The 19,146-nt window shown below is 71.4% G+C and carries 15 protein-coding genes; 4 read left to right on the top strand and 11 right to left on the bottom strand.

Annotated features, from left to right (window positions below; translation table 11 throughout):
- Positions 1-147: 147 nt before the first annotated feature.
- From IE273_RS00895 to IE273_RS00885, 3 genes are all read right to left on the bottom strand, one after another.
- Positions 148-1,377, bottom strand: coding sequence for an MAB_1171c family putative transporter (locus IE273_RS00895; RefSeq protein WP_189813187.1), 1,230 nt, complete (start codon positions 1,375-1,377; stop codon positions 148-150).
- The gene (locus IE273_RS00890; RefSeq protein WP_189813186.1) at positions 1,374-2,006 is read right to left on the bottom strand and encodes a toxin-antitoxin system, toxin component family protein; all 633 of its coding nucleotides are present in this window, start codon (positions 2,004-2,006) and stop codon (positions 1,374-1,376) included. Before IE273_RS00890 ends, IE273_RS00895 begins: the two co-directional genes overlap by 4 nt.
- Before the next feature lie 234 nt (positions 2,007-2,240).
- Complete coding sequence (locus IE273_RS00885; protein WP_189813185.1) at positions 2,241-5,195, bottom strand: beta-galactosidase; 2,955 nt, start codon at positions 5,193-5,195, stop codon at positions 2,241-2,243.
- Between the two features lie 74 nt (positions 5,196-5,269).
- Here IE273_RS00885 and IE273_RS00880 point away from each other — a divergent pair, with 74 nt between their 5' ends.
- Both IE273_RS00880 and IE273_RS00875 read left to right on the top strand, forming a co-directional pair.
- Positions 5,270-5,728, top strand: a complete 459-nt coding sequence (locus IE273_RS00880; protein ID WP_189813184.1) for an RrF2 family transcriptional regulator — start codon at positions 5,270-5,272, stop codon at positions 5,726-5,728.
- Between the two features lie 70 nt (positions 5,729-5,798).
- On the top strand, positions 5,799-6,002 hold the full coding sequence (locus IE273_RS00875) for a hypothetical protein (RefSeq protein ID WP_189813183.1): 204 nt from the start codon (positions 5,799-5,801) through the stop codon (positions 6,000-6,002).
- A 495-nt stretch (positions 6,003-6,497) separates the two neighbouring features.
- On the opposite strand, the gene IE273_RS00870 is transcribed toward IE273_RS00875, so the two are convergent.
- From IE273_RS00870 to IE273_RS00835, 8 genes are all read right to left on the bottom strand, one after another.
- Complete coding sequence (locus IE273_RS00870) at positions 6,498-8,123, bottom strand: pyridoxal phosphate-dependent aminotransferase (RefSeq protein ID WP_189813182.1); 1,626 nt, start codon at positions 8,121-8,123, stop codon at positions 6,498-6,500.
- A gap of 102 nt (positions 8,124-8,225) precedes the next feature.
- Positions 8,226-9,383: an aldose epimerase family protein gene (locus IE273_RS00865; RefSeq protein WP_189813181.1), complete on the bottom strand. Its 1,158-nt coding sequence runs from the start codon at positions 9,381-9,383 to the stop codon at positions 8,226-8,228.
- Between the two features lie 25 nt (positions 9,384-9,408).
- On the bottom strand, positions 9,409-10,653 hold the full coding sequence (mmsB, locus tag IE273_RS00860) for a multiple monosaccharide ABC transporter permease (RefSeq protein WP_189813180.1): 1,245 nt from the start codon (positions 10,651-10,653) through the stop codon (positions 9,409-9,411).
- The gene (gene mmsA / locus IE273_RS00855; protein WP_189813179.1) at positions 10,650-12,200 is read right to left on the bottom strand and encodes a multiple monosaccharide ABC transporter ATP-binding protein; all 1,551 of its coding nucleotides are present in this window, start codon (positions 12,198-12,200) and stop codon (positions 10,650-10,652) included. The genes mmsB and mmsA overlap by 4 nt, the downstream gene beginning before the upstream one ends.
- A 34-nt stretch (positions 12,201-12,234) precedes the next feature.
- Positions 12,235-13,344: a multiple monosaccharide ABC transporter substrate-binding protein gene (gene chvE, locus IE273_RS00850; RefSeq protein WP_189813178.1), complete on the bottom strand. Its 1,110-nt coding sequence runs from the start codon at positions 13,342-13,344 to the stop codon at positions 12,235-12,237.
- Between the two features lie 6 nt (positions 13,345-13,350).
- Positions 13,351-14,367 (bottom strand): hypothetical protein, encoded by a 1,017-nt coding sequence (locus IE273_RS00845; protein WP_189813177.1) that lies wholly within the window; start codon positions 14,365-14,367, stop codon positions 13,351-13,353.
- Positions 14,368-14,489: 122 nt separating this feature from the next.
- A complete protein-coding gene (locus IE273_RS00840) occupies positions 14,490-15,494 on the bottom strand; it encodes a zinc-dependent alcohol dehydrogenase (protein ID WP_189813176.1) in 1,005 nt (334 codons plus the stop codon).
- Complete coding sequence (locus IE273_RS00835; RefSeq protein ID WP_189813175.1) at positions 15,491-16,654, bottom strand: mandelate racemase/muconate lactonizing enzyme family protein; 1,164 nt, start codon at positions 16,652-16,654, stop codon at positions 15,491-15,493. Before IE273_RS00835 ends, IE273_RS00840 begins: the two co-directional genes overlap by 4 nt.
- Positions 16,655-16,854: 200 nt before the next feature.
- On the opposite strand from IE273_RS00835, the gene IE273_RS00830 reads away from it, so the two are divergent.
- Positions 16,855-17,718 (top strand): SCO2400 family protein, encoded by an 864-nt coding sequence (locus tag IE273_RS00830; protein WP_189813174.1) that lies wholly within the window; start codon positions 16,855-16,857, stop codon positions 17,716-17,718.
- 247 nt (positions 17,719-17,965) lie between these two features.
- The gene (locus IE273_RS00825; protein WP_189813173.1) at positions 17,966-19,123 is read left to right on the top strand and encodes a serine hydrolase domain-containing protein; all 1,158 of its coding nucleotides are present in this window, start codon (positions 17,966-17,968) and stop codon (positions 19,121-19,123) included.
- Positions 19,124-19,146: the final 23 nt, after the last annotated feature.

Here is a 19,146-nt window from a genome sequence, read left to right as displayed (position 1 = left end):
TCAGTTCCCAGGGACGCGGGGAACTGCGCGACCGGCCACGACGGTCCCGCGGCCGGCGGCCCGCTCGACCACCGTCACCCGGGCGCCGCCGGCCGCCAGGGCAGGCCGGCGAGGGAGCCGCCGAGGACGACGGCGCTGGGTCTGTGCTCAGTCATGAGCGGCAACGCTCTCTGCTGGGACGGCCGCACGCGCGCGCACCGCCGCGATGTCGTCGGGACGGCGGAGGGCTCGGGAGACGGCCCCGATCTCCTGGAGCAGGTTCGTGGTGTCCGGCCCGGCGGCCGGCTCGGGCGACTCCGGCGTACGGGCCTTGGTCTCGACGGCGTCGAGGATGCTCACCGCCGCCGCCAGCGCGCGGGCCCGCTCCGGTGGGTGGCCGAGGCCGAGCGCGGCGCCGTACGCGCGCCGGCCGAGCCCGGTGTCGATGTGCCGGGCCAACGGCAGCAGCACGTCCCGGATGAACGTCTCGCGCCGGGTGAGCCGCAGTTCGGGCGTGGCGCGCAGCACGAACGGCACCCCTTCGCCGCTCGCGGTGCGCATCAGCTGGTACAGGGGCCGTAGTTCGCGGTGGGCGAGCCGGACCCGCCAGCGGTCGTGCAGGTACTGGCCGGCGTGCGGCAGGATGAAGCCGACGGCGATCAGGATGGCGGAGAGCGCGGCCACGGGCGGGGCCAGATTGGTGCTCAGCCAGTCCAGGTCCTGGCCGGCCCAGCGGGCGAGGACGGCGATCAGCTTCACCGCGTCGAAGATCAGGTTCAGCACGTAGCCGGCGCCCAGCAGCTTCAGACCCCAGCGCAGCCAGGCGTCCAGCCCCTCGGTGCGCACCCAGTTCCAGATGAGCCGGGAGGTGATCAGGCAGGCCACGGCGTGCGCGACGAGGTAGAGCAGGATCTCCTCGCGCATGAACGGGGTGGTGGCGTAGTGGGTGTCCAGGTCCCGCAGCCGCTCCTCGGGGGCGTCGGCGAGCAGGAACAGCACCCACAGGGCGACGATCACCCCCGAGTACACCGAGATCACCCTGCGCATGGCGCGGCGGGTGGCGGCCGAGCGGTCGGACAGGCCGTTGCGCCAGGTGATGATGAGCAGCAGACAGGAGCCGCAGAACGCGGTGATCAGCGAATAGCACCAGGGCGCCGAGATGTTGGGCACGCCGGTCAGCCGGTTGACCCGGGCGATGGTGGACGGGGTGCAGAACACGAACACCGCGCAGGCGAGCAGCAGCAGTCCGCCGACCGCGCGCAGCAGCGGGTCCCGCCACAGCCGGATGATGGTGGGCAGCTTGATCACCAGGGCGGCGGTGAGCACAGCGGTGGGGATCGAGAAGGAGATGTAGAACTCGCTGAGTAATCCCGAGGGGTTCAGCGCCAGCCGGATCACCGGGCCGTGCCTCCACGCCCCCGGTATCCGAGGGAGCGCTGCACCGGGCCCGGCGGGGCGGTGCGGGTCCCGTCGAGGTGGCCCCGGAACAGGGTGGCCAGGCGGTGCCCGAAGTCGTCGGCCTCGGCCTCGTCGGTCTCCCGGGAGCCGTCACGGGCGGCCACGGTGAGGGCCGCCTCCCGCCAGCCGGGTGTGTCGGCGAGGGCCCGGGCGGCGGCGGCCCCGGCCAGGTGGTGGTGCCGGTGCCCGGCGTGCAGGTGCCACAGTTCGTGCCCGAGGATGACCAGTTGCTGCACGGCCTCGGCCCGCTCCTCCACGATGACCAGGTCGAAGTCGGCGAACTCGACCCACAGGCCGGTGACCTCGATCTCGTCCGGGAAGCGTTCGAAGCGCAGCTCCACCGGCCGTCCGCCCCGCAGCGCGCTCATCTCCTCGCACAGCGCGCGGCACAACGCCCGTATGCCGTCGGGTGGTTCGGGCCGGGCGCGGACGGCGGCGGCGAGGTCGCCGGCCAGGGCGCGCATCGCCGAGCCGGGACCGGAGCGCCGTGTGCGGGCCGGGCCGGAGCGGGAGCGTCGCAGTCGTGAGGCCAGGCGTGCCGCCTGCTCCCGCGCGCCCCCGAAACTCATCTGTCTCCCTTCCCACCGACCATTGCGGCTGGTCCGAGCGTACGCGCCTGGATGTGTCCGCGTCATGCGATCCGGCGACCGTTGTTCAACGAGGAACAACCTATGAGCTTGTGTGCGACCCATTGACGCGCCGGCCTGGCCGGCCAGTAGCAGCAGAGCGCACACCGGTCGAGGGCACCGCCCTGAGGGACGGCACCCTCACCGCCGTACGGGAACCGCTGTCCTGGAACGTGATCAGACGGGCGTGACCGGCACGCCCCCCGCCGCCTTGCCGAGCAGCGTCAGCCGCACCGACCCGGGGCCCGACAGCGTGGTGAACTCCGAGAGGACCGCCAGCGCGAGGGTGTTGGCGCCCCGGGAGCGCAGGATGCCGTTCGGCAGGACGAAGGTGTGCTGCGGGCCGACGTTGTTGACGTACTGGCCCAGGTTCCAGCCGTTGAGGAAGATCTGCGCGCGGTAGGCGCGGTACGGGTCGTCGTCCAGGGTCAGACCGACCGAGGCGTCGACGTCGGCCGGCACCGCCAGCCGGAACGTCGTCCGGTACCAGGTCACGCCCTGGTACCGCGCCGCGCGCGGGAAGGTCACCTTCTCCCAGTCCCGGTCCCGGAAGCCGGGCAGGTGCCAGCCCTCCCGCTCGCCGTACAGACCGCCGTTGTTCATCGGCCCGCGCACGGGGTCGGCGGGGCCCGCGCCCTGGATGCGCCACCGCACCTTCGGCGAGGCACCCTTGAAGGTGACCGCCGTCAGGCCCCGCGCCGCCTTGTGGGTGTCGAGCGCCTTGCCGTCCTGGTCGTGCTGCATGCGCCGGACGAGGACCGACAGCACGTGCCGGCCGGGGGAGCGCAGCCGCTCACGCACCGGGAAGACCGCCGTCTCCGCCCAGCTGCCCTTGCGGATGGTCACGTCCTTGTCCGGCACCGGCATCCGGTGCGTGCCCAGCGGCTCGCCGTCCAGCCAGGCCATCAGCAGGCCCTGCGTGCCGGTGCTGTAGGCGAGCGAGACCTCCTCGACCCCGGTGGTGCCGGTGAGGCTGCCCCGGTACCAGACGTCCCCGTAGTGGAAGCCGTAGTCGTCCGCGAAGAGGACCGGCTGCCCGTCCGGGACGGCCGTGGTGCTGTACGACGACGTCTTGTCGGCGGCCTTCCACGACGAGTCGTCGAAGCTCGGGCCCGCCTCCGGGTTCTCCGTCCGCATCCGCCAGCCGCCCAGCTCGGGCAGCCGCACCTCGGGCACGTCCGGCAGCATCCCGGTGGTCAGCAGGCTGCCGGAGAGCGTGGCCCGGGTGGGCAGCTTCCGCCCGTTCCAGACCAGGGTGTCGATCCCGCGCGGGCCCCACACCTCCATGCCTGTCCGCTCGGTGATGTCACCGGTCAGATGGACCTCCGAGCCGCGCAGCTCCGCGTGCCGCAGCAGCGCCGGGCCGTAGACGAGGAGCGTCCCGGACGGGGTGTCGTACGGGAAGAGGCGTACGGCGGTGGCGTCGTCGGCGAAGAGCAGCAGCAGCGGGGTGTCCGTCTCGCCCTTGCGCACCAGCACCCGGGTCAGCCCGTCCTGGCCGAGGGGGGCGTTCACATGGAGTTCGTTCCGGTCGTACGCCCAGCCGGCCTCCGGGTCCAGCCGCTGCACGGAGGGCTCCTGCGGGCACTTCAGCACCAGCTCGGCCATCTCGTCGGTCCGCCCGGCGAACACGGCGATGTCCTGCCGGCCCGCCGTCAGGACCGTCATGGGCGCGACGGTGGCGTACTTCAGGGTCCGCCTGCCCAGCGGCAGCCCGGTGGTGAGCAGCTTGGCGTCCTTGCCGGGCACGGTGATCGGCAGCCTGCCGACGTCGGTGGGCAGTTCGGTGGTGACCGGATCGGCGCCGTCGTTGCGGGCGACGTACACATGGGTGCCGGTGTCCGGGTTGGTCAGGTGGTAGACCCTCAGCCCGGCGGCCGTCACGTCCGCCGCCCGGTCCAGCTTGGCGAAGTCGGGCACGCGCTGGAGCAGATGGCCGAGCTGGTGCATCGGCGCGATCTTGTCCGTGACGTTCCGGCCCTCGTCGATGGCGGCGCCGTAGTCGTACGACGTGTAGACGACCGGCGCGGGCAGCCAGCCCCACGACGTCCCCCCGAACGTCATGTACACGTTGTGCAGGGTGAGTCCGTTGGCGAGGTTGGTCAGGTAGAAGCGCCGCTCGTACGCGGCGTCCCGGGTGCGCCGCGACTCGGCGTACCCCTTGCCGTCGAACCACGCCCCGCCCCACGGATCGAACCAGCCGCCCCCGAACTCGGGCACGAACCCCGGGGTGGTGGGGGAGGCGGTGGCCCCGCCCTTCGCCCCGCCGGGCCCGTAGTGCCCCCAGTCCGGCGGGGTCTGGGACGGCGACGGATACCCGTCGAACCCGTACAGCCAGCCGCCCCTCTCCCCACCGGTGTCGAACGACCCCGGGACCCAGTACCCGTTCCGCCCCTTGTCGTTGTGGAACAACGGGACGTCGATCCCGTCGCCCCGCACCTTCCGGTACAGGTGGGCCATGTAGTTCCGCCCGGTGGCCTCGTCCACATGGGCGTCGTACTCGTTCTCGATCTGGTACAGCAGGACCGTGCCGGTGCCCTGCGTGAACAGATGCCGGCGGACGATCCGGTTCACCTGGGTCAGCCACTCGTCCACGTGCGCCAGGTAGACCGGATCGTCGGTCCGGGCCGCGCCCCTGGTCGCCGTCAGCCACCCGGGGAAACCCCCGCCGTCCACCTCGGCGTTGATGTAAGGACCGGGCCGCAGAAGGACGTACAGCCCGGTCTCGGCGGCCGTCCGCAGGAACAGATCCAGGTCCCGGACGCCGCTGAAGTCGTACTGACCCGGCGCGGGGGAGTGGTAGTTCCACGCCACGTAGATGCTCACGGCGTTGTACCCGTGCGCCCGCATCTTCTGGAGCACGTCCCGCCACAGGGACGGGCTGGGCAGCCGGAACGGGTGCATCTCGCCGGACCACACCACCAGCCGCCGCCCGTCCACGAGCAGCGAGTACCGGTCGTACCCGATGGTGTGCCGCTCGCCGTCGACGCGCGGCGGCAGTGGTGCCGGACCGGTCGGCGCACTGCTGCCCGCGTACGCGGAGGGCGCCCCGGGGCCGCCGCTGCCGCCCAGGGCGAGGCCGAGCGCGGCGGAGCCGGCCAGGGCACTGAAGGTACGTCTGCTGAGCGCCAAGGTGGATCCTCCCGGCGGTCTTACGGGGGCGCGGTCCGGCCATTCTCCCCGCGGACACGCCCCACAATGGACCCATGAGGATCTCGGCACGGGCGGATTACGCGGTACGGGCGGTACTGGAGCTGGCCGTACGGCAGGGTAACGGCCCGGTGAAAGCAGAAGAAATCGCCGCCGTGCAGGAGATCCCGCACAAGTTCCTGGAAGGGATTCTCGGCGACCTGCGACGGGCCGGGATCGTCGACAGCCGGCGCGGCGGGGGCGGCGGCTACCGCCTGGCCCGGGAGGCGGCCTCGATCACCGTGGCCGACGTCATCCGGGCGGTCGACGGCCCGATCGTGTCCGTACGCGGCGAACGCCCGACCGGCCTCTCCTACAGCGGCACCGCCCAGCCGCTGCTGCCCCTGTGGATCGCCCTGCGCGCCAATGTCCGCCGCATCCTGGAGGGCGTCACCCTCGCCGACCTCGCGGCCGACGCCCTCCCCGAGCCGGTCCGCGCCCTGGCGGCGGAACCGGCTGCCTGGGAGAACCCGTAAGGCGTAACGCCGGTCCCCCGGTCGGCGCACCGGCGGGTTTCCCTCGCGGGCGTGCCTCGTTAGGGCGGGCATGATCAAGAAACTCGCCTGTGTCACCGCCCTGACGGCCGCCCTCCTGGCATCCGCCGCCACCGCCGAAGCCGCCACGCGCCCCGCGCCGCCCACCGGTGTCCCCGGTGCCGCCCTCCTCGACGGCATCCTCGGCTCCCTGGAGATCGGCCACCCGGTCACGTCCCTCAGGACGGTCCTCCCCACGGTCGTCCGGGGCAAGTGAGCGGGCGTCGGCCGAGTCGGTCGCTGCCGGGCCGCCCGGAAAGACGGTGGCCCCGCCGGTAACGGGCCCCGAGGCCAACTGACCGCGCCCCCGGCGCCAGGGGTGCGCGAACGCGCCTCGCCGGCACGCCGGGTCGGGGCCGCGGTGGCGGGGGTGGCTCCTGGCGTGGTGTCCCGGGCGCCCCATCAGCCCCTCGGGTCCCTCCACCTACCGTTCGCCGCCAAGCCCACCCCGACACTGACCGAGAAGCGAGCGGCCCAACGGTCACGTCCCGGCGAGGGTGGCGTGCCGTCGGCTTTCCCCCGCCCCGGGGGAGTAGCCGGCCGGTGGCGTGCTGAGTGCGGGGATCAGGGAGGGGTCGGCACCGAGGTCCGAGACCCCCTCGCGGACCGCTTCCGTGAACCGCGTCAGCTCAGCCGCCAGTCAGAGATGTTCAGGTTCGCGCACGTGACAGTCACCGGCATCGGCCGAACCTGTCAATCACCGGGACCGGCGTCAGACGGCCGCTTGGCCCGTCCCCGCCGCGTTCGGCCAGCTCCGCGCGTTGGGCCAGCCCGTCGCGGGGGCCGGGGTCAGGCCGGCGGCGGGCGCCGGGGCCGTCATCCCGCGGACCTGGGCGGCGGTGAGCCCGCCCCGGGCCGGAACGCCGGGCGGGGTGGGAGCGACGGTCGCGGCGGGCGCGAGCGGTACGGGCGCGGGGGCCACCGGTGGCGGTACGGGAGCCGGCGGCACAGGTACCGGTGCCGGCATCACGGCCGCCGCCGGAGAAACCGGAGCCGCCGGAGCCGGTGCAGGTGGCGGTGGGGTTGCCGCCGGCATCGGCATTCCGCCGCCGGGCGGTGTCACGGCGGCGGGGAGCGGCATGCCGGTGCCGGCGGCCGGAGCGGGGCCGGCCGGTGTGAGCCGCAGGCCGGCCCCGTTGGTCTCGCTGACCAGCCGGTCGACCGCCGCCGTACCCGAGCTGTAGCCGGTCCCGGTGCCCGGCTCGGGTACGGCGGCTTCCCTCCTGGACCCGTAGAGCACCTGCTCCAGGCCGGACACCAGGCGACGCACGTCGACCTGGGGGCGCACCACGAGCCGCAGGAAGCGGCTGGAGGATCCGATCTTGTTGCCGCACTCGCGGACCAGGATCCGGTGCTCGGTGAGCATCCGGTCCCGCACCACCGTGCCCTCGGCGCCGACGGGCAGGCGCACGAAGAGGAAGTTGCCCTGGGAGGGGTAGACGGTGAGGCCGGGGAGCGCGGAGAGGTGGCTGGCCATCTCCAGGCGGTCGCGGCGGACCTGCGTCAGGCTCCGCGCGTACTCGGCGCCGTGCTCCTTCAGCATGAACACCACGTGCTCGGCGAAGGAGTTGAGGTTCCACTTGGGCAGCATGGAGCGGACCTTGCCCGCGAGCGCCGGGTTGGCGACGAGGTAGCCGAAGCGGATGCCGTGCAGACCGAAGTTCTTGCCGAGGCTGCGCAGCACGACCACGTTGGGGCGGAGCATGGCCTCCTGGACGACGCTGGGCTCGGCCTCCGCGTCGGCGAACTCCAGGAAGGACTCGTCCACGATCACCAGATCGAGGTCCGCCATGGCGTCCATGAACCGCACGATCTGCTGCCGGCGCAGGAAACCGCCGTCGGGGTTGTTGGGGTTGCAGATCACGGCCGCCCGGGTGCCGCGGGCACGGATGAACTCGGCGTACCGGCCGAGGTCCAGGGCGAAGTCGTTCGCCTCCTGGAGCGGGAACATGTCGACCCGTTTGCCGGTCTCCATCGGCTGGTCGGTCCAGCGGCCGAAGGTGGGTACGGGGACGGCCAGGGACTCGCGGACCAGCAGGTGGTCGATCCAGGTGATCAGCTCCGTGGAGCCGTTGCCCATCGCCACGCACTGCGGCGGGAGCCGGAGCAGGTCGCACAGCTCCGCCGTGATGGTGTCGGCGCTGCTGGGGTAGTACGTGACGATCTCGCGCAGCCGGCCCGCCATCTCCTCGAACATGGCGGGCGTCGGGAAGTAGGGATTGCACGGAACGCAGAAGTCCACCGGGCCGGTCCCGTCGCCGCCCTCCCGCGTCAGCGCCGCCATGGAGGGGCTGTGCGCGGCGGTGCCGCGGAACAACGAGGTGACGTTGCCGGCCAAGGGAACCTCCGTCGAAGGGCGGCCCGTGCGGGGGAGCACGGGCCGCCCTTCGATACGCGGGAGACGGCAGTGGCGTTCAACTCACCGGCGGTGTGAGCCGGTTCACGCCCCGAAGGTGTGGAGGGTCGACGTCCGGTAGGTCTGCCCCGGCCGCAGCACCGTCGACGGGAACTCGGCGTGGTTCGGCGAGTCCGGGAAGTGCTGCGTCTCCAGGCACAGGGCGTCGCCCTGCCGGTAGGTGCGCCCGCCGGTGCCGGTGAGCGTCCCGTCGAGGAAGTTGCCGGAGTAGAACTGGAGGCCCGGCTGGTCGGTGGCGATCTTCAGGGTGCGGCCGGAGCGCGGGTCGCGCAGGGTGGCGATGTGCTCGGGCCTCGCCGTGATCCCCTTGTCCAGCACCCAGTTGTGGTCGTACCCCTTGGCCTGCACCTGCTGCTCGTGGCCCGCCCGGATGTCCCGGCCGACGGGCTTGGCGTGCCGGAAGTCGAACGGGGTGCCCGCGACCTCGGCCAGCTCGCCGGTGGGGATCAGGCCGGAGTCGGTCGGGGTGTACCGGGAGGCGGCGATCGTGAGTTCGTGGTCCTCGATCGTGCCGCTGCCCTCACCGGCCAGGTTCCAGTAGACGTGGCTGGTGAGGTTGACGACGGTGGCCTTGTCGGTGGTGGCCGCGTAGTCGATGCGCCAGTCGCCGTGCCGGGTGAGGGTGTACGTCACCGTCGTCCGCAGCGTGCCCGGGTAGCCCATCTCGCCGTCGACGCTCGTGTAGTGCAGGTGCAGCCCGACGTCCGAGCCCTCGGTGAACGGCTCCACGTCCCACACGTGCTTGTCGAAGCCCTTGGCCCCGCCGTGCAGGCTGTTGACGCCGTCGTTCACGGAGAGCTGGTAGGACGTGCCGTCCAGCGTGAACTGTCCCTTGCCGATGCGGTTGCCGTACCGGCCGATCAGGGCGCCGAAGTACGGGCTCTTCGCCACGTAGTCGGCGATGTCGTCGAAGCCGGCCACGACGTTGGCGTACCGGCCGTGCCGGTCGGGCAGCTCCAGGGTCTGGACGATGCCGCCGTAGGACAGGACCTTCAGCCGGGTGCCGCCGTTCTCCAGCGACCAGCGGTACACCTTCGTGCCGTCGGCGAGGGTGCCGAAGAGTTCCCTCACCGGCTTGCGGCCTCCCGAACCGGTGCCGGCCTGGGCGCTGCCCGTGCCGAGGGTGGTGGCGAGGCCCGCCGCTGCTGTTCCCGCGATGACCGTGCGTCTGTTCAGTTCCATGGGTGCGGCTCCGTTTTCTGGGCGCTTACGAACCGGACTTGCGCTTGTTCCACACGTCGAACCCGACCGCCACCAGCAGGGCGAGGCCCTTGATGACCTGCTGCCAGTCGGTGCCGACGCTGAGGAGGTTCATGCCGTTGTTCAGCACGCCGAGGACGAGACCGCCGATGATGGCGCCGAGGACGGTGCCGACACCGCCGCTCATGGACGCGCCACCGATGAACGAGGAGGCGATGGCCTCCAGTTCGAAGTTGACGCCCGCCTTCGGCGAGGCCGCGTTCAGTCGGGCGGCGACCACCAGACCCGCCAGGGCCGCGAGCACGCCCATGTTCAGGAAGACGTAGAAGGTGACCTTCTTGTCCTTCACGCCGGACAGCTTGGCCGCCGGCAGATTGCCGCCGATCGCGTAGATGTGCCGGCCGAAGACCGCGTTGCGCATGACGTAGCCGTAGCCGACGACCAGCGCGCCGAGGATGATCAGCACGATCGGGGCGCCCTTGTAGCTGGCGAGCAGCAGGGTGAGGACGAGGATCGCGGCGACCAGGGCGGTCAGCTTGAGCAGGAACAGCCGGGTCGGCAGCACGTCCAGGGAGAACTCCTGCTGGCGGCGGCGGTCCCGGAACTCCTGCCACACCACGGCCGCGATCAGGACGAGCCCGAGCAGCAGGGTGAGGTTGTGGTAGTTGGTGTTCGGGCCGACCTCGGGCAGGAAGCCGTTGCCGAGCTTCTGCAGACCGTCCGGGAACGGGCCGAGGGTCTGGCCCTTGAGCAGGATCTCGGTGAGGCCGCGGAAGAGGAGCATCCCGGCGAGGGTGACGATGAAGGACGGTATGCCGAGATAGGCGATGAGATAGCCCTGGATCGAGCCGGCGACCGCGCCGACCACCAGGCACAGCACCAGCGCGATGGGCCAGGAGATCCCGTGCTGCACGGTCAGTACGGCCGCGAAGGCGCCGACGAACGCGGTGAGCGAGCCGACCGAGAGGTCGATGTGCCCGGCGATGATCACCAGCATCATGCCGATCGCGAGGATCAGGATGTAGCTGTTCTGGAGCACCAGGTTGGAGACGTTGCGCGGCAGCAGCAGGTCCCCGTCGGTCCAGATCGCGAAGAGGACCACGATCAGGCCGAGCGCGATCAGCATGCCGTACTGGCGCATGTTGCGGCGCAGACCGGCCAGCATCAGGCCGAGCAGTCCCCCGTCGGCAGCCGCTCCGCTCCTGCCCGGCGGCGCGGGGGCCGGGCTCTTGGCGGTCACATCCGTGCTCATCGCGTTACCTCTTTGTCCTTCGTCATATGGCGCATCAGCACTTCCTGCGTGGCCTCGGCCCGCGGCACCTCACCGGTCAGCCGCCCGGCGGCCATCGTGTAGATGCGGTCGCACATGCCGAGCAGTTCGGGCAGCTCGGAGGAGATGAAGACGACCGCCTTGCCCTGGGCGGCGAGCTGGTCGATGACCGTGTAGATCTCGTACTTGGCGCCCACGTCGATGCCGCGGGTCGGTTCGTCGAGGATCAGCACGTCGGGACCCGCGAAGATCCACTTGCTGAGAACGACCTTCTGCTGGTTGCCGCCGGAGAGCTTGCCCACCGGCTCGAAGACCGTGGGCGCCTTGATGTTCATGGACTTCCGGAAGCCCTCGGCGACCTGCCGTTCCTCGTGCTCGTCCACCACACCCCGCTTGGCGACCTTGTTCAGCGCGGTCAGCGAGACGTTCCGGTTGATGGTGTCGATGAGGTTCAGGCCGTAGTGCTTGCGGTCCTCGGTGACGTACGCGATGCCGTGCCCGATCGCCTCCGCCACGCTCTTCGTACGGATCTCCGTGCCGTCCTTCAGGACCGTGCCGGCCGCGTACCGGCCGTAGGCCCGTCCGAAGACGCTCATCGCGAGTTCCGTGCGGCCCGCGCCCATCAGGCCCGCGATGCCGACGATCTCGCCGCGGCGCACGTTCAGGGACACGTCGTCCACGACCTTGCGCTGCTGGTCGATCGGGTGGAACACGGTCCAGCCGCGGATCTCCAGCGCCGGCGCCGCGCCCTCCTCCGGCTGGTGCGGGGTGCGCTCGGGGAAGCGGTGGTCGAGGTCGCGGCCGACCATGCCGGCGATGATCCGCTCCTCGGTCGTCTCCGGCGCCTTCACATCGAGGGTCTCGATGGACCGCCCGTCCCGGATGATCGTCACCGAGTCGGCGACCTTGCGGATCTCGTTGAGCTTGTGGGAGATGATGATCGAGGTGATGCCCTGGTTCTTCAGCTCCAGGATCAGATCGAGGAGCTTGTCGCTGTCCTCGTCGTTCAGGGCCGCCGTCGGCTCGTCCAGGATCAGCAGCTTCACCTGCTTGGACAGCGCCTTGGCGATCTCGACGAGCTGCTGCTTGCCCACGCCGATGTCGGCGACCCGGGTCTCCGGGTGCTCGTCCAGACCGACCCGGCGCAGCAGCGCGGTGGCGTGGCGCAGGGTCTCGCGCCAGTTGATGAGCCCGCGCGTGGCGTGCTCGTTGCCGAGGAAGAGGTTCTCCGCGATGGACAGATGCGGCACCAGCGCCAGTTCCTGGTGGATGATGACGATGCCGTGCTGCTCGCTCGCCCGGATGTCCTTGAACTGGCAGGTCTCTCCCGCGAAGAGGATGTCCCCCTCGTAACTGCCGTACGGGTGGACGCCGGAGAGCACCTTCATCAAGGTGGACTTGCCGGCGCCGTTCTCCCCGCAGATGGCGTGGACCTCGCCCTGCCGGACGGTCAGGGTGACGTCCGACAGCGCCTTGACACCGGGAAAGGTCTTGACGATCGAGCGCATTTCCAGGACGGGTCCCGCCATGGTCGTGCCTTCCAATCCGTAGGAAATGGGCGGGTTACTTGAGGTCGGCCTCGGTGTAGTAACCGCCGTCGACCAGCACCTGCTTGTAGTTGCTCTTGTCGACGCTCACCGGCTGGAGCAGGTAGGCGGGCACGACCTTCGTCCCGTTGTCGTACGTCTTGGTGTCGTTGACCTCGGGCTTCTTGCCCTTCAGGGAGTCGTCCATCATCGTGGCGGCGACCTCGGCGAGCTTGCGGAGGTCCTTGTAGACGGTCTGCGTCTGCTGACCGGAGATGATCGACTTCACCGAGGCCAGCTCGGCGTCCTGGCCGGTGATGACCGGCAGCGGCTTGTTGCCCGAGCCGTAGCCGTCCGACTTCAGGGCGGACAGGATGCCGATGGAGATGCCGTCGTACGGCGAGAGGACCGCGTCGACCCGGCCGCTCTTGTAGGCGGAGGTGAGGACGTCCTCCATGCGCTTCTGCGCGGTGGTGCCGTCCCAGCGCAGGGTGACGACCTGGGTCAGCTTGGTCTGCCCGGACTTGACCACCAGCTGCTTCTTGTCGATGTACGGCTGGAGGACGCTCATGGCGCCGCCGAAGAAGTACTTGGTGTTGTTGTCGTCGTTGGAGCCCGCGAACAGCTCGATGTTGAACGGGCCCGTCTTGCCCTTGGTGAGCCCGAGCTTGTCGACGATGTACTGGCCCTGGAGCTTGCCGACCTTCTCGTTGTCGAACGAGGCGTAGTAGTCGACGTTCTTGGTGCCGAGGATCAGCCGGTCGTAGGAGATGACCGGGATGTGCGCGTCCGCGGCCTCCTGGAGGACGTGGTCCAGGGACTTGTTGTCGATCGCCGCGACGATCAGGCCCTTGACGCCCTGCGTGATCAGGTTCTCGATCTGCGAGACCTGGGTCTCCGGGTCGTCCTCGCCGTAGACCAGCTTGGTCTTGTAGCCCTTGGCCTCCAGATCCTTGACGACGTTCTTGCCGTCGGAGATCCAGCGCTCGGAGGACTTGGTCGGCATGGCGATGCCGATGGTGGCGCCCTTTACGTCGCCCGACTTCTCCTTGCTGCCGCCCTCGCCGCTCTGACCGCAGGCGGTGAGGGTGAGGGCGAGCGAGGCGGCTCCGGCTATCGCGGCGAGTGCGGCTCTGCGGTTGCGCATGTGGGATCAGTCCTTGTCGTTCTCGTCGTTGAGAGGAGCGGAGGTGACAGGTGCGGGTGCTTGGACGGGGAAGCGGTGGAGCGTCCCCGGCAGTCGGGAGCCGAGCGGTGCCATGTCGCCGTCCGCGCCGTGCCGGGCGAGCAGGTCCAGGGCGAGCCGGCCGCGCCGCACCCGCTCCCGGGCGGTGTCCAGGGTCACGTCCCGCAGGTGGGTGCCCCACGGGTAGATGCCGGGGGCCTTGGACAGACCGAACTTCAGGTAGAGCGGTGCGCCGCGCCGGATCAGCTCGGCGACCTCGTACATCCGGACGTAGCCGCCGAGGTCGTCGGGGGCCTCGATGTACATGTCCATGGGGGCGCCGGAGACCCGGCGGATCTCGGTGAGGTGGTCCAGCGTCAGATCGCTGGGCACGTTGACGGAGTCGGCGCCGAGCCGCTCGTAGACGGCGTACGAGGCCGGGTTGACCGGGCCGATGAGTGCCGAGACCTTCAGCGTGGTGTCGGCGGGGATGATCCCGGCCTGGCGGGCCCGGTGCAGGGTCCACAGCACGCCCTCGTCGGCGACCAGCAGGCACTTGACGCCCAGTTCGGTGGCCCGGACGGCGTCCTCGACGCAGCCGGCGACGGCGTCGTGGCCCCGGGCGCGAAGTCCGGCGCCCCGCGAGTCGGACCGCACCGAGCCGCCGATGTCCCAGGTGCCGCGCGGGCCGGTGAACAGGCAGAGCTCGATGTCGCGTTCCTGGGTGGCGTCGACCATCTCGGTGATCTCGGCGTCGGTGAGCATCCACACGCCGCTGCCCTGGCTGATCCGGTGGATCGGCACATCGAGGCGCGAGGCCTCCTTCAGGACGACCGCCAGCGCTTCGGGACCCTCGCACGAGGGGATCTCGGTGCGCCAGCGACCGCCGCCCGGGAAGGTGTGGGTGGAGGCGTCGGCGGGGTCGAGGGCGGGCGCGCCGAGGCCGAGTGCGGCGAGCACCTGCTCGCCGGGCCTGCGGGCTGCCGGAGCGGAAGCGTCGGTCACAAGCTGTCCTTAGGGTCCTGAGTGTTCGGTATTTCGGACAAGGTTCGCGGCTCTGGGTGTGGAAAACCGCTGGGTGTACGCCGGTCAGGGCGCCGTCAGGTCACGCCCTGGCCGGCGTACGGTCAGGGGCGGAGCAGCACCTTGCCCACCTTGGGATCGCCGGCCCCCACGAGCTCGATGGCCTGCGGGAACTCGGTCAGCGGCAACTCGTGGGTGACCAGCGGCAGCGGGTCGAGCAGCCCGGCCCCGAAGACCCGCACGGTGTGCGCCCAGGCCTCCGGCGGCGCCCCGAAGACGGTGTGCACCTCAAGCTGCCGTACGACGAGATCGGTCGGGTCGAGCCCGTCCGCGCCCGGCGCCGGGATCCCGGTGAGGACCAGCCGCCCGCCGCGCCGCAGCAGCGCGGCGGCGGTGCGCGCGGCGGACGCCGACCCGGCGGTCTCGATCACCACGTCGAAGTCGTCGGGCAACTTCTGGTCCTTCAGCCGGAAGTCGCTCGCCCCGAACCGGCGGGACAGCGCCTCCCGGTCGTTCCGCGTGCCCACCACGAGCAGCTCCGCCGGCGAGACCGCCCTCAGGAACTGCGCGGCGAACATGCCCAGCGTGCCCGTGCCGACCACCGCGACCCGCTCGCCCGGCTGGGCGTGCGCCTTCAGCGCGGCGGCCGCGATACAGGCGGCCGGCTCCAGCAGGGCGGCGGCGGTGAGGTCGGCGTCGTCCGGCAGGACGTGCAGCAGCCGGGCGGGCAGGGTCAGCGTGGCGGCCATGGCGCCCGGCTGGGTGAAGCCGGTCTCCTCGTACCCGGCCGAGCACAGCGTGGTCTCGCCCGCGTGGCAGCGCTCGCACACCTGGCAGTTGCGGAAGCCCTCGCCGACGACCTTGCGGCCGACGAGCGATCCGGGCACCCCGGCACCCACCGCCGTGACCGTCCCCGACCACTCGTGTCCGGGCGTGAGCGGATACCGCACGTACCCTTCCGGCCGGTTGCCCTGGTACACCTCGCGGTCGCTGCCGCAGATGCCGGCCGCGTGCACCGCGACCAGCGCCTCGCCGGGACCGGGCTGCCGGGGCGTGTGGGCCTCGACCCGGTGCACCCCCGGCGCCTCGATCAGGACCTGGGAGCTCACTTCGTGCCCTTCGGCTTGCGCTGCTCCCAGCCCTCGGCCCACAGGTCGAACCGGGCCTGCTGCTGCGGGAACTCCGCCGCAGCGTCGACGTCCAGCTCGACGCCGAGCCCCGGCGCGTCGGAGAGGTGGAAGCAGCCGTCCTCCGGGTTCACCTGCGGCGCCCCCTTGACCACCTTCTTGATCTCCGCGTCCGCGAAGTCATTGAAGTGCTCAAGGATCTTGAAGTTCGGGGAGGTGAAGCCGACCTGGAGGGAGGCGGCGGTGAGCACCGAACCACCCACGTTGTGCGGGGCGACGAGCATGTAGTGCGTCTCGGCGGTGGCGGCCAGCTTCCGGGTCTCCCAGATGCCGCCGATGTGGCCGACGTCGGGCTGGATGATGTCCACCGCCTGGCTGTCGAACAGCTCGCGGAACTCGATCCGGTCGTGGATGCGCTCACCGGTGGCCACGGGGATGTCCACCTTGGCGGCGACCTTCTCCAGCGCCTTGAGGTTCTCCGGCGGCACCGGCTCCTCCAGCCACGCGGGCTTGAAGGGCGCCATCTCCTTGGCCAGCCGGACGGCGGTGGCGGGGGAGAAGCGGCCGTGCATCTCCAGCATCAGCTCCGCCTCCGGGCCGATCGCGTCCCGCACGGCCTCGATGAGCGAGACCGCGTACAGGGTCTCCTGGTGGTCCAGCTCGAAGTGCCCGGTGCCGAAGGGGTCGATCTTGAGCGCCTTGTAGCCGCGCTCCATGACCCCCTGGGCCGCCTTGTGGTACGCCTCCGGGGTCCGCTCGGTGGTGTACCACCCGTTGGCGTACGCCTTGACCTTGTCGGTCACCTTCCCGCCGAGCAGCTGCCACACCGGCACGCCCAGCGCCTTGCCCTTGATGTCCCAGCAGGCCATCTCGACCACCGCGATGCCGGACATGACGATCTCCCCGGCCCGGCCGTAGTCGCCGTACTTCATCCGGCGCACGAGGTCCTCGACAGCGAACGGGTCCGAGCCGAGAATGTGGTTGGCCTCGGCCTCCCGCAGGTAGCCGATCAGCGCGTCGGTGTGCCCGAGCATCCGGGTCTCGCCGACTCCCGTGATGCCCTCGTCGGTGTGCACCTGGACGTAGGTCAGGTTGCGCCACGGCGTGCCGACCACGTGCGTGCTGATTCCGGTGATGCGCACGGCAGTTGCCCCTCAGCTGTTCGAGATTTCGTCACACGTTCGAAATGTTGGCGTGACAGTAAGGACGGTCCGGCGGGGGTGTCAATGGGTCGAACAGGTAACGGTTTCGGCACGGCTTTCGACAACTCTTTCGACCCCGCACCAAACCTTCACAACCACGCCTGGAACCGGAACCGCGCGGACTCTAGTCTTCCCGCGTCATGAACTACTGCCTCCCGTGCCGACGGCACCTCAACGGCGCCCTGGCCTGCCCGGGGTGCGGCACACCTGCCGACCGGCTCGCGGCCCCCACGGCGGCGCCGGCCGCGCACGGTCACGAGCACGGGCACGGGCACGCGCAGACACCGGCGCCGTACGAGCAGCCGTACGAGGCGCCGTACGGGCAGCCGCACGAAGGGGCACACGAAGAGGCGCACGGCGGTCCGGACGCTCCCGGAGGGCCGGAGCGGGCGGAGGAACCGGAACCGGCGGAGGCGGAGGCCGACGACGCCGACGACGAGACAGCCCCGGCCGGCCGGCGGGACCGGGGCGGGGCCGAGGGCAGCCGCCGCGACCGCAAGGCCGCCGCGCACCGCCGCAGACGCCGCCGTGCCGTCGTGGTCGCCGTCGGCTTCGTCCTCGCGGCGGGCGGGCTCAGTCTCGCGGAACTGGGCACGGACGCGCCCTTCTCGCCCTTCTCCGGCGACACCCCGGCCCCGGCCGGGGACACCTCGGCGGACGGCGGCGCCGCCTCCGTCGCGCCGGACCGCACCGCCGGCCCGATGGGCACCGGCTCCGGCGCCACCCCGCGCGCGGGCGAGTCCGCCTCCCCGGACGCCTCGGGCTCCGCCTCCGCCTCCTCGTCGGAGTCCCCGAAGGACAAGGATTCCGCTTCCCCTTCCGCCGCGGGCACCGGCACGGCGCAGCAGTCGGCCACGGCGAGTTCCGGTGCGACCCCGACGACCCCGGCCGCCCCGCCCCCCAGTCAGCCCGCCACCCCGACCGCGGCCCCGACGACCTCCGCGCCCACGCCCGAGCCGTCGCCCACGAAGACCTGCGACCGCTTCCTGTGGTGGTGCAGCTGAGGGCGTCCGCGGGCACCTGAGTGTCCGCGCGCGTCCGGCTCCATCCGTGTGTACGTGAAGCACGCTCCGGCGCACCCCCGCCACCCCGCGCCCTCGGCCATCCGGGCTATCCGTGACACCCCGCGGCCCTCACGGGGGTTGAGTCGCACAGACACGTCTCGCCGTACCGGTCTCGGGACGCCCGATGCCGGGGCAGGGCGTTGTGCCGAGGGGGAGCAGCGAGCAGCGGTTCGGTCGAGGAGAGCGGATGACGCAGGAGAGCACCGTCCAGGGCACGGTCGCCGAGGGCTTCGAGTCGGTGCGCGAGGAGTTCGCCGCCTTCGTCGCCGGTGAACGGGAGGACTACGAGGGCCAGTTGTGCGCATACGTTCACGGACGGCGGGTCGTGGATCTATGGGCGGGCGCGGGGGTGACGGGTGACTCGCTGTACGCCGTCTACTCCGCCACGAAGGGCGCGGCCCATCTGGTGGCGGCGCTGCTCGTCCAGGACGGCACGCTGGAGCTGGACCGCAAAGTCACCTACTACTGGCCGGAGTTCGCCGGCGAGGGCAAGGGCGCGCTGACGCTGCGGGACCTGCTGGCGCACCGCGCGGGGCTGGTCGGCGCCGACACCGGGTTCAGCCCCGCCGAGCTGGCCGACGACCGGATGATCGCCGAACGCCTCGCCGACCAGCGGCCGTTCTGGCGGCCGGGCACGGCGTTCGGCTACCACGCGCTGGTCATCGGCGCGCTGACCGGTGAGGTCGTCCGCCGGGCGACGGGCCGCACGCTCCAGGAGGTGTACGAGGAGCGGGTCCGCGCCCCCCATGGCCTCGACCTCCACCTGGGTCTGCCCGAGGCGCACGAGCCGCGCTTCCGCACGGTCCGGCCGATGCTGCCGACGCCCGCGCAGCAGGCGCAGCTCGACGCCGTGCCGGCCGGCCCGCACACCCTCGGGTCGATCGCCTTCAACCGGCACGGCGCGGAGCCCACCGACCTGGAGAGCCTGCCGAACGAGCGGCTGATCCGCGCCCAGGGACCCGCCTCGGTGGGCGGGATCGGCTCGGCGCGCGGTCTCGCGGGCATGTACGCGGCGATGATCAGCGAGGTGGACGGCAGGAGCCCGCTGCTGAAGGGCGACACACTGGCGGAGTTCGCCCAGGTCCACTCCACGGGGTACGACCTGGTGGCCCGCGTCCACAAGTCCTTCGGCCTCGGCTTCCAGGCGACGGCCGACATCTGGCACCCGTTCCTGGGCGCGGGCACGCTGGGCCACAGCGGCGCCAACGGCGTCCAGGGCTTCGCGGACCCGCACGCGGGCATCGCCTACGGCTACACGAGGCGCGGGTTCGCGTTCCCGGGCGGAGCGGCCCCGGAGAACGACAGGCTCGTGGCGGAGATCCACAAGGCGGCGCTGGCCGGCTGAGGAGCGCACGGCACGCGGCAGAC

The sequence above is a fragment of the Streptomyces olivaceoviridis genome, assembly GCF_014650115.1.
Lineage (GTDB): Bacteria > Actinomycetota > Actinomycetes > Streptomycetales > Streptomycetaceae > Streptomyces > Streptomyces olivaceoviridis.
This window is presented reverse-complemented; position numbering and strand designations above follow the sequence as displayed.